Origin of the sequence: Streptomyces poonensis (assembly GCF_014650915.1) — a bacterium.
Lineage (GTDB): Bacteria > Actinomycetota > Actinomycetes > Streptomycetales > Streptomycetaceae > Streptomyces > Streptomyces poonensis.
Genome location: NZ_BMVW01000006.1, coordinates 15811 through 29191, shown reverse-complemented (window position 1 = coordinate 29191; position 13381 = coordinate 15811). Strand labels below are relative to the sequence as shown.

The following is a 13381-nucleotide window of genomic DNA, read 5'->3' as shown; positions in this document are numbered from 1 at the left end:
CCCGTTCATACGATGAGCAGTACATCCAACACGTCGACGCACCACACGTCCACGATCGGCGCCATCGGCGCGCCGAGCCGCCGCAACACCGAGCTCGCACTGCTGGTGTTCGCGGTGGCCATTCCCGTGTTCGCCTACGCCAACGTCGGCCTCGCGATCAACGACGAGGTCCCGTCCGGTCTGCTCGCCTACGGCCTCGGCCTGGGCCTGATCGCGGGCGTGGGCCATCTCGTCGTACGGAAGTTCGCGGCGTACGCGGACCCGCTGCTGCTGCCGCTCGCCACGTTGCTCAACGGGCTCGGGCTGGTGGTCATCTGGCGGCTGGACCAGTCGGAGCGGCTGCAGCAGTTGGCGGAGCGCCAGTACGGCGTCTTCAGCCCGTCGGCTCCCAACCAGCTGATGTACTCGGCCGTCGGCCTCGCCCTGTTCGTCGCGGTGCTCGTGTTCCTCAAGGACCACCGCATCCTGCAGCGCTACACGTACATCTCGATGGTCGTGGCGATCGTGCTGCTGCTCCTGCCGCTCGTGCCCGGTGTCGGTGCCGACGTCTTCGGCGCCAAGATCTGGATCAACGTCGCAGGATTCTCCATCCAGCCCGGCGAGTTCGCGAAAATCATCATCGCGATCTTCTTCTCCGGCTACCTCATGGTGAAGCGGGACGCCCTGGCCCTGGCCAGCCGCCGGTTCATGGGTCTCTACCTGCCCCGTGGCCGCGACCTCGGCCCGATCATCACGATCTGGGCCGTCAGCCTGCTCATCCTCATCTTCGAGAACGACCTCGGTACGTCGCTGCTGTTCTTCGGCATGTTCGTGATCATGCTGTACGTCGCCACCGAGCGCACCAGCTGGATCGTCATCGGTCTGCTGATGTCCGCCGCCGGAGCCGTCGGCGTGGCCTCGTTCGCCAGTCATGTGCAGGCCCGTGTCGACGCCTGGCTCGACCCGTTCGGTTGCTACAAGACGTCCGGCGCCTGCGAGCAGATCGGCCAGTCGATCATGTCGTTCGGCTCCGGTGGCGTCATGGGCACCGGGCTCGGCCAGGGCAACTCCGACCTCATCGGCTTCGCCGCCAACTCCGACTTCATCTTCTCCACCTTCGGCGAGGAGCTCGGTCTGGCCGGCGTCATGGCGATCCTGCTGATGTACGGGCTGATCATCGAGCGGGGCATCCGCACCGCGCTGGCCGCCCGCGACCCCTTCGGCAAGCTGTTCGCCGTCGGTCTGTCCGGTGCCTTCGCCCTGCAGATCTTCGTCGTCGCCGGCGGTGTGATGGGGCTCATCCCGCTGACCGGTATGACCATGCCGTTCCTCGCGGCCGGTGGCTCCTCCGTCATCGCCAACTGGGCCCTCGTCGGCATCCTGATCCGCATCAGTGACACCGCACGCCGACCGGCCCCGACGCCCGCCTCCAACCCCGACGCCGAGATGACCCAGGTGGTCCGACCGTGAACAAGCCCCTGCGCCGTATCGCGATCTTCTGCGGACTCCTCGTCCTGACGCTGCTCATCCGGGACAACTGGATCCAGTACGCCCAGGCCGACGCGCTGAAGAGCCACGAGTACAACCGCCGGGTCTCCATCGAGCGGTATGCCACCCCGCGCGGCGACATCATCGTCGACGGCAAGGCGATCACCGGGTCGGTCGCCACCGAGGGCACCGACTTCAAGTACAAGCGCACCTGGAAGAACGGCGAGATGTGGGCGCCCGTGACCGGGTACGCCTCCCAGATCGTGGGCGCCACCCAGCTGGAGAGCCTCGAGGACGGCATCCTCACCGGCAACGACGACCGGCTGTTCTTCCGCAACACCCTCGACATGCTCACCGGCAAGAAGAAGGAGGGCGGCAGCGTCGTCACCACCCTCAACGCCGCCGCGCAGAAGGCGGCCTTCGAGGGGCTGGGCGACCGGAAGGGCGCCGTCGCCGCCATCGACCCGACCACGGGCGCGATCCTCGCCCTCGCCTCCACCCCGTCGTACGACCCGTCGGCCTTCGCCGGCATCAGCACCAAGGACAGCGAGGCCTTCTCCAAGCTGGAGAAGGCCAAGGACAAGCCGATGCTGAACCGGGCGCTGCGCGAGACGTACCCGCCCGGCTCGACCTTCAAGGTGGTCACGGCCGCCGCGGCGCTGGAGAGCGGCGAGGTCGGCGGCATCGACGACAAGACCGACACCCCGGACCCGTACCGGCTGCCCGATACGACGACCGACCTCACCAACGAGCACGGCGTGTGCAAGAACGCCTCGCTGCGCTACGCGCTGATGGTCTCCTGCAACACCGTCTTCGCCAAGCTCGCCGACAACGTGGGCAACGAGAAGATGATCGAGATGGCCGATAAGTTCGGCTTCAACAACCCGGAGCTGGACACCCCGGTCCGCGCCGCCGAAAGCGTCTATCCCGAGGACAACCGGCCGCAGAACGCCATGGGCGGCATCGGCCAGGCGTCCAACCGTGCCACCCCGCTCCAGATGGCCATGGTCGCCGCCGCGGTCGCCAACGACGGCAAGCTGATGAAGCCGTACATGGTCGACCAGCTGCAGGCCTCCGATCTCGAGACCATCGAGACGACCGAGCCCGAGGAGCTCTCGCAGCCCGTCTCCGCCGAGACCGCCCAGGCGCTCCAGCAGATGATGGAGACGGTGGTCAACGACCCGCAGGGCACCGGCGCCAAGGCGAAGATCGACGGCGTCACCGTCGGCGGCAAGACCGGTACCGCGCAGCACGGCCTGAACAACAGCGAGAAGCCGTACGCCTGGTTCATCTCGTACGCCAAGACCGGTGACGGCAGCTCGCCCGTCGCCGTCGCCGTGGTCGTCGAGGACGGCGCCGCCAACCGCGACGACATCTCCGGTGGTGGTCTCGCCGGACCCATCGCGCGGGACGTGATGAAGGCAGTCATCAACAGCAAGAAGTGACCCATGTCACCTCGCGCTCACAACAGTGCACGTTGCGATACCGGTCCTGTATCGGGTGACGACAGCGGCCCGGTCACGCAGGGCCAGCCGGGTACGGTATGCCCGGACAGCACACCGCCGGACCACACATGGGTGCGGTCGGGACCGACGGAGAGGGCTGGTAGGTAGCTATGGAAGAGCCGCGTCGCCTCGGCGGCCGGTACGAGCTGGGCCATGTGCTCGGCCGTGGTGGCATGGCCGAGGTGTACCTGGGGCAGGACACCCGCCTCGGCCGCGCCGTGGCGGTGAAGACGCTGCGCGCGGACCTCGCGCGCGACCCCACCTTCCAGGCCCGGTTCCGCCGGGAGGCCCAGTCCGCCGCCTCGCTCAACCACCCCGCGATCGTCGCGGTGTACGACACGGGCGAGGACTACATCGACGGCGTGTCGATCCCGTACATCGTCATGGAGTACGTCGAGGGGTCCACCCTCCGTGAGCTGCTGCACAGCGGGCGCAAGCTGCTGCCCGAGCGGGCCATGGAGATGACCATCGGCATCCTCCAGGGCCTGGAGTACGCCCACCGCAGCGGCATCGTCCACCGCGACATCAAGCCGGCCAACGTCATGCTGACCCGGACCGGCCAGGTCAAGGTGATGGACTTCGGCATCGCCCGCGCCATGGGCGACGCCGGCATGACGATGACGCAGACCGCGGCCGTGATCGGCACCGCCCAGTACCTCTCGCCGGAGCAGGCGAAGGGCGAGCAGGTCGACGCGCGGTCCGACCTGTACTCGACCGGCTGCCTGCTGTACGAGCTGCTGACCGTCCGCCCGCCCTTCGTCGGCGACTCCCCGGTCGCGGTCGCCTACCAGCACGTACGGGAGGAGCCGCAGCCGCCGAGCGTCTTCGACCCCGAGATCACGCCCGAGATGGACGCGATCGTGCTCAAGGCGCTGACCAAGGACCCCGACTACCGCTACCAGTCCGCCGACGAGATGCGCGCCGACATCGAGGCCTGCCTCGACGGCCAGCCCGTCGCGGCCACGGCGGCCATGGGAGCGGTCGGCTACGGCGGCTACCCGGACGACCAGCCGACGCAGGCCATGCGCCCCACGGACGCGCAGGCCACCACCATGCTGCCGCCGATGAACCCGGACGACGGCGGCTACGGCTACGACGACCGCCCCGACCGGCGCCGCCAGAAGAAGAACAACACCTCGACGATCCTGCTGGTCGTCGCGGGTGTGCTGGTGCTCGTCGGAGCGATCCTGATCGGCAAGCTGGCGTTCAGCGGCGATGACGCCGACAACGAGCCCTTCTCGGCCCCCAAGTTCGTCGGCCTGACGCAGGAGGAGGCCGAGCGGCAGGCCGAGAACGTCGATCTGACGCTGGAGGTCACCAAGAAGCCCTGCGAGGACCAGAAGACCGGGAACATCTGCGAGCAGAACCCGGAGCCGAAGGCCGAGGTGAACAAGGGCGACACCATCGAGGTCGTGGTGTCGACCGGGGCGCCGAAGGTTTCCGTGCCGAGCGTGATCGGTCTGAGCCTGGACGACGCCAAGTCGAAGCTGGAAGGCGACGACTACGAGCTCACGGTCAAGACGGAGTCGCGGGAGTCCTCGGAGACCGAGAACACCGTCCTGGACCAGAACCCCATCGGTGGCAAAGAGGTGGAGAAGGGTTCGACGATCACCCTCATCATCGCCAAGCCGGTGGAGAAGGCCACCGTGCCGGACGTCACGGGCCAGACCTGCGAAGCAGCCCAGCAGCGGATGCAGCAGAGCGGGCTCACCGGTACGTGCACCGAGGTCGAGACCGACGACGACAACGCGGTCGGCAAGGTCATCACGACCGCGCCGCAGGCGGGCACCCCGGTCGACAAGAACTCCACAGTGACCATTCAGATCGGCAAGAAGAAGGCCGAGGAGACGGTCCAGGTCCCGGGCGTCCGCGGCAGCTCTTTGAAGGACGCGAAGAAGACGCTCCAGGACGCCGGTCTGCAGGTCAACGTCAGCGGCTCGCAGAACGACGACGCCATCGTCGTCACCCAGGACCAGGAGGGCGCCCAGGTGCCCAAGGGCACCACGGTGAACCTGGTGGCCATGGACCAGGGCGGCAACAACGGCGGCAACAACGGCGGCGGCGGCTTCTTCGGAGGCCTCGGCGGTTAGCGGCAGTCGCCTTCCGCGCGACGGTACGACGGAGCCCCGGCACCCTCTCATCGAGGAGGGTGCCGGGGCTCCGTCGTACTCCCCGCGTACGCGCCGTCTAGCGCAGTTCCTCCGGCGGCGTGCGCTCCTCGTCGACCTTCTCCACGCGCTCCAGCTCGCCCCACACGATGTAGCGGTAGTTGGAGGTGAAGACGGGCGTGCAGGTGGTCAGCGTGATGTACTTGCCGGCCTTCTTCTTCCCGGACTCCTTGGGGATCGCCGACAGGACGTCGACGTTGTACTTCGAGGTCTCCGGCAGCACCGCGTAGACCTTGTAGACGTACCACTCGTCCTTCGACTCGAAGACGATCGGGTCGCCCTTCTCGATCTTGTGGATGTTGTGGAACTTGGCGCCGTGGCCGTCACGGTGGGCGGCGAGGGAGAAGTTGCCGTTCTTGTCGCTCGCCGGGAGGGTCGCCTTGACGGGGTCGGTGTAGTAACCGGCGATGCCGTCGTTCAGGTGGTCGGTCGAGGTGCCCTTGCTGACCAGGATCTCGTCCTTCGACATGGTGGGGACGTGGAGGAAGCCGATGCCCTTCTTCGGGTCGAACTCGGCCGGCTCGCCGTCCTCCTCCTGGGCCCAGGTGTCGCGGACCTTGTTGCCCTGCTTGTCCGCCTCCCGGTCGGCCAGGACGTTCGTCCACCACAGCGAGTAGACGACGAACAGGCCGAGCACCAGGCCCGCGGTGATGAGGAGTTCACCGAAGACGCCGACCGCCGTCGCGATCCGTCCGGTGCCGCGACGGCGCGGTGCCGCCGGTGACGGCGCCGCGGACCCGTCGTCGGTCTGCTCCTCGTGCTGCTGCTCCCCGTTCTCGGTGGTGGGTGCCACTGCATCTGCCCCGTCTGTTCCAGGTACCGCGTGCTCTGTGTGCGTGTGCGTGCTGTCACGTGCTCGCATGCTCGGGTGCTCACGTGGTCACGTACTCACGTGCTCATTGGACGAGAGCGTCCGGTTTCCCTTCGCTGCGCGGCCGTTCCTCGACCATCTTGCCCCAGACGATCATCCGGTACTTGCTGGTGAACTCCGGCGTACAGGTCGTCAGCGTGATGTACCGGCCGGCCTTTGTGAAGCCCGAGCCCGGCGGCACCGGGTTGAGCACGGCGGTGTTGGACGGGCTCGTCACCGGCAGGATGGAGGCCATGTCGTAGACGTAGTACGTGTCCTGCGTCTCGACCACGATCGGATCGCCCGGTTCGAGCCGGTTGATGTACCGGAAGGGCTCCCCGTGGGTGTTCCGGTGTCCCGCGAGCCCGAAGTTGCCCGTCTTGTCCTCCGGCATGGCCGTCTCGATGCTGTTCTCGTCGTAGTGGCCCACCATGCCGCGGTCGAGGACCTTCGACTTGCTGATGCCCTCCGCGATCGGGACGACCACGTCCAGCTTCGGGATGTGCAGGATGGCGAAGCCCTCTCCCGGCTCGAACGCCCCCGGTGCGCGCCGGCCGCTCGCCCACTCCTCCTGGAGGCTGCTGGCCTCCTGCCCGGCCTGGGCGTGCGCCCGGATGTTCGACCACCACAGCTGGTACGTCACGAAGAGCAGCATCAGCACACCGGTGGTGATGAACACCTCGCCGATCAGCCGGCTGGCTATGGTCCCGGCGCTGGGCCTGCGCGCCCGTGCGGCCCGCCGGGCCTCCACCCGGGACCGGGGCGCGGCCGTCGAGGGCCTTTCCGTGGCCGTCTCGCCGTCCTGCGGGCCTCCCGCGCCCCCTCGCCGCCCCTGCCGCTTGGCGGCCCTCCGACGGGCCGCACGGCCGCCTCCTGAGGCCGGTGAGCCAGTGGTGGGCGAGCCGGGGGTCTCATCGCGGGCCTCGGTCGGGGCGGACACCGCGGGCATGGTGGCCGTGGGCGCCGTGTCGTGCGTGGATATGTACGCTTTCGCGCCCTCGGCCGTGCGCGGGGGCTCTGCCGTGCGTGGGGGCTCGGCCGCGCGCCGCGGTTCGGCTGCGCGCCGGGGGCCGGCCGCACGCCCGGACCGGGCCGCGCGCCGGGTGTCCTCCAGCCGCAGCGGTACCGTCTCGTCGGTGGTCGGGAGACCGGTGGGGTGCTCGTACCCCGGCACCGAGTACCTGTCCGCGTACGTGTCGTCGTACGAGGGCTTTGGTGCGGCCTGGGGCGGCTGCTGCGCGTTCGTACGGCGCTGTCCCGGCCGCCGCCTGAACCACTGCGACGTGTATTCCTCGGGCAGCGGGTCGGTCAGCGGATCGGACAGTTCCCCGACCGCCGCCCGGAGGGCCTCCGCCTCGAACGCGTCGGCTCCCCCGGACACGGCCTCGCCGCCGTAGGGGGAGCTGTCACGCTCGGGGCGCAGCGCCGTCACGCCGTGGCCCTGCCCACCACCGGGGCGAGCCCCGCCGACCGCTCCACGGCGCCCGCGTCACCGCACTCCGCCAGCCAGTTGGCCAGCATCCGGTGACCGTGCTCGGTCAGCACCGACTCGGGGTGGAACTGCACGCCCTCGACCGGCAGTTCCCGGTGTCTAAGGCCCATGATGATGCCGTCGTGCGTGCGGGCCGTGACCTCCAGCTCGGCCGGGACGGTCGCGGGCTCGGCGGCCAGCGAGTGGTAGCGGGTCGCGGTGAAGGGCGAGGGAAGCCCCGCGAAGACGCCCCGGCCCTCGTGCTCGACGGGCGAGGTCTTGCCGTGCAGCAGCTGCGGCGCCCGGTCCACGACACCGCCGTACGCCACCTGCATGGACTGCATCCCGAGGCAGACCCCGAAGACGGGCACCCCGGTGGCCGCGCAGTGGCGGACCATGTCGACGCAGACGCCGGCCTCCTCGGGCGTGCCCGGGCCGGGCGAGAGCAGGACGCCGTCGAAGTCTCCCCCACTCTCGGCTTCGCTCGAGCGGGAGGTGCCCCCACGCACGTGCGCGGTGGTCACCTCGTCGTTGCGCAGCACCTCGCACTCGGCGCCCAGCTGGTACAGGTACTGGACCAGGTTGAAGACGAAGCTGTCGTAGTTGTCCACGACGAGGATGCGCGCGCTCACTGGTCGTCCACCGTCACATCGTTGAAGGGCAGCAGGGGCTCGGCCCAGGGAAAGACGTACTGGAAGAGGACGTAGACCACGGCGAGCACCAGCACCACGGAGATCAGCGCCCTGATCCAAACGTTCCCCGGCAGACGCCGCCAGATCCAGCCGTACATGCCGTCCCTTCCCTCACGTCACGGCGCCGGACTCAGGCCGTGCACCAACAGACTAACGGCGCAGCGCCTCTGGTTTCCCGGTGTCCACAGGCTGTGTGGAACGCAACTCCGCCCACACGATCAGCCGATGACTGTGCCCCCACTCCGGATCGCAGGTGGTGAGCGTCAGATAGCGGCCGGGGCGGGTGTATCCGGACGCGCGGGGTACAGGATCGATCACCTCGATGTCCGTGGGCACTGTTTTGTACGGGCCTTTGTCGATCCGATACGTGAACCAGGTCGTCCCGTCGGTCAGCACCACCGCATCGCCGCGGCGCAGCTCGGGGAAGTCCTTGAACGGATCGCCGTACGTGCGGCGGTGGCCGGCGACCGCGAAGTTCCCTTCCTGTCCGAGCCGGGCCGTCACCGTGTAATGACCGAGGCCCTTCTTCAGGGTGTTCGTCCCGGTTCCTTCGAGCACGGGCATGTTCCACGTGAAACCAAGACGCGGGACGTACATGAGGGCGAAGGGCCTGCCGTTCCGGTAGGGCACGGGCGCCTGTTCCGTGCCGCCTTTCGCCCACTGCCGCTTCAGCAGCTCGGTCTGGTGGTCCCGCTCGCTGTCGGCGTTCACGCCGGTCCAGAACAGCACATAGGCCACGAAGAGCACGATCAGTGCCCCGACGGTGATGCACAGCTCGCTGACGGTCCTGACGATCACGCGCACCGGCGGCTCCTGACCGGGCCTGGACTTTCCGCCTCGCTCGACTACTCGCCTTGCTCGTCCTGCTCGACGGGTTCGGCGTAGTGCAGGTCCACTGTGCCGGAGTACCCGGGGAGAGTCACCGTTCCGTCCTCGGTGACTTTCCAGCCGAGGCCGTAGACGTTGACGTACACCATGTAGTTCTGGATCGCGGGCGCGGCGGACAGCGCCTGCTGGAGCTTCTCGGGGTCGCCGACCGCCTGGATCGTGTACGGCGGCGAGTAGACGCGGCCCTGGAGGATCAGGGTGTTGCCGACGCAGCGCACGGCGCTGGTGGAGATCAGCCGCTGGTCCATGACCTTGATGCCCTCGGCTCCGCCCTCCCACAGGGCGTTCACCACGGCCTGCAGGTCCTGCTGGTGGATGACCAGGTAGTCGGGCTGGGGCTCGGGGTAGCCGGGCAGCTTGGCGGTGGCGTCCGGCGGGGCGTCGTCGAGCGTGACCGTGATCGCCTCGCCCGTGACCTTCTGGGTTCCCGCCTCCTTCTCCAGACCCTCGAGCCGGTAGTCGTCGGCCCGCGTCCTGCCGTCGTCGCGCTCGGCGAGGGCCTCGACGTCGTCGCGGAGGGAGGCGTTGGAGTCCTCCAGCCGGCCGTTCTCCTGGCTGCGCTCGTGAATGAGGTCGGAGAGCCGCAGCAGGGAGGCGTCGGTGCGGATGTCGGTGCCCTTGGCCGTGTTGAAGCTGGTGAAGAAGATGAGGCCGGCGAGCGCGAACACGGCGACGGTGAGGATGCGGACGGGCGGGAAACGCCGCCGGGCCGGCGGACCGGATTCCGTACCGGCGGCCGCGGGGACGGCGCCCCGGAGGTCTGCGCCGGGGGCGGGAAAACCTGTGGCACCCGGGCCCGGAGAGCGTGCGGGACCCGTCGCGGGCGAGCCGTCCGGCTCCACCCCGGGTGTGTCGGCGGAATTGCTCAACGTACCCTTATCTCCTTCGGCGCCGCGGAAGCACTACGCTAACGGACGCCCGGAGGGCACTCAGTGTCCCCTTGTAACCTGCCCCCGGCACCCGCCCCAGTTCTCTGCGCGGCCACGCAGCGCATCGACAGGAGAGACCCTCGTGCCGAAGTCACGTATCCGCAAGAAGGCCGACTACACGCCGCCGCCGTCCAAGCAGGTCGCGAACATCAAGCTGAGCAGCCGCGGCTGGGTCGCCCCGGTCATGCTGGCCCTGTTCCTCATCGGCCTCGCCTGGATCGTCGTCTTCTACGTGACCGACGGCTCGATGCCCATCGACTCGCTCGGCAACTGGAACATCGTGGTCGGCTTCGGTTTCATCGCGGCCGGATTCGGTGTCTCCACGCAGTGGAAGTGACGGTCGCCCGCTGGTGAACACCGCCTGACCAGGGGTGTCCGCGAGCTCTGCCCACGGCTGTCCACTGAGTTATCCACAGGCGTTTTCCACATGGGGAAAAGAACGACGATCTGTGGATAACCGTTCCGGCGTTGACGCCGATACGACAGACCTACCGTCAGCCGCAGACTTGTTCGCCCCCTGCCTCACCTGGGAAAACACGGGTGAGCGGCAGGGGGCACACCTGTTCCCGCACAGTGTGCACAAGATCGGCCACCGTCTGTGGACAACGAGGGCCGGCCGGCCGGTCGTCAGGTGAGCTGGACCGTCCTGATCACGGTCAGGACCACCACCGCGGCCAGGACCAGCGCGCAGGCGCCGTACTGGACCAACGCCCGCCGCTCGCGCGGCGCGTGCACCATCGCGTAGCCGATGAGGACACCGCCGACCAGGCCGCCGATGTGCGCCTCCCAGGCGATGGTGTTGTGCCACCCGATGGTGAAGATCAGGTTGATCACCAGGAGGATGATCACCGGTCGCATGTCGTAGCGCAGGCGCCGCATGAGCACGGCCGTCGCGCCGAACAGTCCGAAGATCGCACCGGAGGCGCCCAGCGACGGCTGGTTGGGCTCGTCCAGCAGATAGGTGAGCGCGCTCCCCGCCAGGCCCGAGACCAGATAGAGGGCGAGATAGCGGGCCCGGCCGAGCGCCGCCTCCAGAGGACCGCCGATCCACCACAGGCTGAGCATGTTGAACGCGATGTGCATATAGCTGCCGTGCAGGAACATCGCCGTCAGCAGCCGGTACCACTGTCCTTCCGCGACGCCCTCGAGCCCTCCCAGCCACGGAACGTAGGCGCGGCCGAGGAGGTCGAAGCGGTCGGTGAAGTCGTCGCCCAGCGAGAGCTGGACCAGGAAGACGAGCAGGTTGATCCCCAGCAGGACCTTGGTCACCAGGCGGGGATCGGAGGAGACGGTGCCGCCCGCGAGCGTACGGGGCCGGGAGGCGTCCGGGGCGTGGCCCGTACCGGAGCCGGTGCGGACGCACTCGGGGCACTGGAAGCCCACCGAGGCGTTCACCATGCACTCGGGGCAGATGGGACGCTCGCATCGGGTGCAGCGCACCCCGGTCTCACGGTCCGGGTGCCGGTAGCAGCCGGGCAGGCTGTGGGCGTCCTGCGGTCCCGGGCCCTGCGGGCCGTGCGGGCTGCCTGGCGCCTGGTCCATGGGGTCCCCTCATCTCCGTACGTCGGCACACGGCGGGCGCACGAGGTTCTGTCCACGCAGCGCCGCGCCCCGCCCATCCTTACGGCTGGGCGGGGCGAATGGTTCCCTTCGGGCACCGGCCCCGTCGGGGGACGGCCCGGTCCGAGGTCAGCCCTCGCGGGTCTCCACGACGACCGACTCGATGACCACGTCGTTGACCGGGCGGTCGGTGCGCGGGTTGGTCTGGGTACCGGCGATGGTGTCCACGACCTTCTGGCTGGCCGCGTCGGTGACCTCGCCGAAGATGGTGTGCTTGCCGGTCAGCCAGGCCGTCGGGGCGACGGTGATGAAGAACTGCGATCCGTTGGTGCCCGGACCGGCGTTCGCCATGGCCAGCAGGTAGGGCTTGTCGAAGCGGAGCTCCGGGTGGAACTCGTCCTTGAACTGGTAGCCGGGGCCACCGGTGCCGTTGCCCAGCGGGTCGCCGCCCTGGATCATGAATCCGCTGATCACCCGGTGGAAGACCGTACCGTCGTAGAGCTTGTCCGTGGACCTCTGGCCGGTGGCCGGGTTGACCCACTCACGCTCGCCCTTGGCGAGCTCGACGAAGTTACGGACCGTCTGGGGCGCATGGTTCGGCAGCAGCCGCACCTCGATGTCGCCGTGGTTGGTCTTCAGGGTGGCGTAGAGCTGCTCAGCCACGATCTGCCTTCCGTTGTCCTCTGTGACTCCCCGATCCTCGCACGGACCGCGCCCGGCGTCGCCCGGCGGCCACATCCGGGCGAACATCCGAGGCTCGCGCTCACGCGCACGTTGCCGGGCCTGCTCCGTGAAAACCAGTCGAGTCGGGCAGGACGGCAGCGCGTCCCGTCGATCCGTGGCATTGTCGTCGACAAGCGCCCGTTGCCCCGTATTCATCCGCTATCGCAGGTGATCGCCTGCCACGGTCGGCCTCCCCGGCAGCCCATCGGCCTCCCAGCCACAGCACGCAGATCCGCACCGATCCGCCCGGGGGTGTCGGCCAGGGCCCGGACGCCCACCCGGACTCCCCACCCGGATGCCCGCCCTCACATGCCCGACAGCGTTGGGGCAGGCATGATCCGTAAAAGGGTGGAAAGTCGATTACCGTACGCCACCGAGGAGGAGGATCCCGTGACACGCAAAGACAGCGTGCGCGCAGCGGCCGAGTCGGCGAAGGACAGCGTGCGGCACGCCGCGGAAGTGGTGGCGCCCTACGCCGACACGGCCAAGGACAGGGCCGCTCACTACTCGCACGAGGCACGTGTGCGGCTCGCGCCCAAGGTGTCGCAGGCCGCGGAGCAGGCACGACTCCAGTACGGCACCCATGTGGTGCCGCGCCTGGAGCAGGCCCTCACCCATGTGCCGCCGAAGGTCGACCAGGCAGCCCACGAGGCGGCCGTCCGCACCCGTAAGGCGGCCCGCCAGGCCGCTGACTTCACCGGCCCCCGCGTGGAGCGGGCCATGGCCGCGGCCGGGCCCGTCCGGGAGGAGGCCGCCTCCCGCGGCGCCGCGGCGCTGGCGGCGCTGCGCGGGCAGGTGTCGCCCAGGGAGATCCAGAAACTGGTCCGACGGCACGAGCGGCGAGCCAGGGCCGCCCGTCTCGCCAAGGGACTGTTGGTGCTGGGCGTCCTCGCGGGCGGTGCCGTCGCCGCCTGGAAGTGGTGGGACAAGCAGGCCAACCCCGACTGGCTGGTCGAGCCCCCCGCCGCGACCGAGGTACCCGACGCGGGCCGTCTCACCTCCGTGGACGGCAGCGGTCAGTCCGTCCTCGATCCCGAGGTCCAGGCCAAGGAGGCCGAGGAGGAGGATGCGAAGCGGGACGACCGCCCCTGAACCACCCAACAGCGCGGTGGGGCAGAAGACCGAGGG

At 69.0% G+C, this 13381-nt stretch carries 13 protein-coding genes; 5 read left to right on the top strand and 8 right to left on the bottom strand.

Translation table 11 applies throughout. The features are described 5' to 3' along the window. Positions 1–12 precede the first annotated feature (12 nt). The 3 genes from IE242_RS17015 (at position 13) to pknB (ending at position 5062) form a co-directional block, all read left to right on the top strand. A complete protein-coding gene (locus IE242_RS17015; RefSeq protein ID WP_189860042.1) occupies positions 13–1449 on the top strand; it encodes an FtsW/RodA/SpoVE family cell cycle protein in 1437 nt (478 codons plus the stop codon). Then, positions 1446–2912: a penicillin-binding transpeptidase domain-containing protein gene (locus tag IE242_RS17010; RefSeq protein WP_189860040.1), complete on the top strand. Its 1467-nt coding sequence runs from the start codon at positions 1446–1448 to the stop codon at positions 2910–2912. The genes IE242_RS17015 and IE242_RS17010 overlap by 4 nt, the downstream gene beginning before the upstream one ends. Positions 2913–3082: 170 nt before the next feature. Then, positions 3083–5062 (top strand): Stk1 family PASTA domain-containing Ser/Thr kinase, encoded by a 1980-nt coding sequence (gene pknB / locus IE242_RS17005; protein WP_189860038.1) that lies wholly within the window; start codon positions 3083–3085, stop codon positions 5060–5062. Between the two features lie 97 nt (positions 5063–5159). Here pknB and IE242_RS17000 read toward each other — a convergent pair whose 3' ends face one another. The 6 genes from IE242_RS17000 to IE242_RS16975 all read right to left on the bottom strand — a co-directional run bounded on the left by IE242_RS17000 (position 5160) and on the right by IE242_RS16975 (position 9910). Then, a complete protein-coding gene (locus IE242_RS17000; protein WP_229859023.1) occupies positions 5160–5933 on the bottom strand; it encodes a class E sortase in 774 nt (257 codons plus the stop codon). Between the two features lie 103 nt (positions 5934–6036). Next, positions 6037–7422, bottom strand: coding sequence for a class E sortase (locus IE242_RS16995; RefSeq protein WP_189860034.1), 1386 nt, complete (start codon positions 7420–7422; stop codon positions 6037–6039). Continuing rightward, positions 7419–8093 carry an aminodeoxychorismate/anthranilate synthase component II gene (locus IE242_RS16990; RefSeq protein ID WP_189860032.1) on the bottom strand — a complete coding sequence of 225 codons (675 nt, stop codon included), beginning with the start codon at positions 8091–8093 and terminating at the stop codon, positions 7419–7421. Before IE242_RS16990 ends, IE242_RS16995 begins: the two co-directional genes overlap by 4 nt. Continuing rightward, positions 8090–8251, bottom strand: coding sequence for a hypothetical protein (locus IE242_RS16985; protein WP_189860030.1), 162 nt, complete (start codon positions 8249–8251; stop codon positions 8090–8092). The genes IE242_RS16990 and IE242_RS16985 overlap by 4 nt, the downstream gene beginning before the upstream one ends. Positions 8252–8303: 52 nt before the next feature. Next, a complete protein-coding gene (locus tag IE242_RS16980) occupies positions 8304–8957 on the bottom strand; it encodes a class E sortase (protein ID WP_189860028.1) in 654 nt (217 codons plus the stop codon). 41 nt (positions 8958–8998) lie between these two features. After that, complete coding sequence (locus tag IE242_RS16975; RefSeq protein WP_189860026.1) at positions 8999–9910, bottom strand: DUF881 domain-containing protein; 912 nt, start codon at positions 9908–9910, stop codon at positions 8999–9001. 142 nt (positions 9911–10052) lie between these two features. On the opposite strand from IE242_RS16975, the gene crgA reads away from it, so the two are divergent. Continuing rightward, a complete protein-coding gene (gene crgA / locus IE242_RS16970) occupies positions 10053–10307 on the top strand; it encodes a cell division protein CrgA (RefSeq protein WP_189860024.1) in 255 nt (84 codons plus the stop codon). A gap of 290 nt (positions 10308–10597) precedes the next feature. Here crgA and IE242_RS16965 read toward each other — a convergent pair whose 3' ends face one another. Together IE242_RS16965 and IE242_RS16960 are read right to left on the bottom strand one after the other, a co-directional pair. Beyond that, positions 10598–11512, bottom strand: a complete 915-nt coding sequence (locus IE242_RS16965) for a rhomboid family intramembrane serine protease (protein ID WP_189860022.1) — start codon at positions 11510–11512, stop codon at positions 10598–10600. 147 nt (positions 11513–11659) lie between these two features. Beyond that, positions 11660–12193, bottom strand: a complete 534-nt coding sequence (locus IE242_RS16960; RefSeq protein ID WP_189860020.1) for a peptidylprolyl isomerase — start codon at positions 12191–12193, stop codon at positions 11660–11662. 450 nt (positions 12194–12643) lie between these two features. On the opposite strand from IE242_RS16960, the gene IE242_RS16955 reads away from it, so the two are divergent. After that, positions 12644–13345, top strand: coding sequence for a DUF5324 family protein (locus tag IE242_RS16955; RefSeq protein WP_189860018.1), 702 nt, complete (start codon positions 12644–12646; stop codon positions 13343–13345). The last annotated feature ends 36 nt before the right edge of the window (positions 13346–13381 follow it).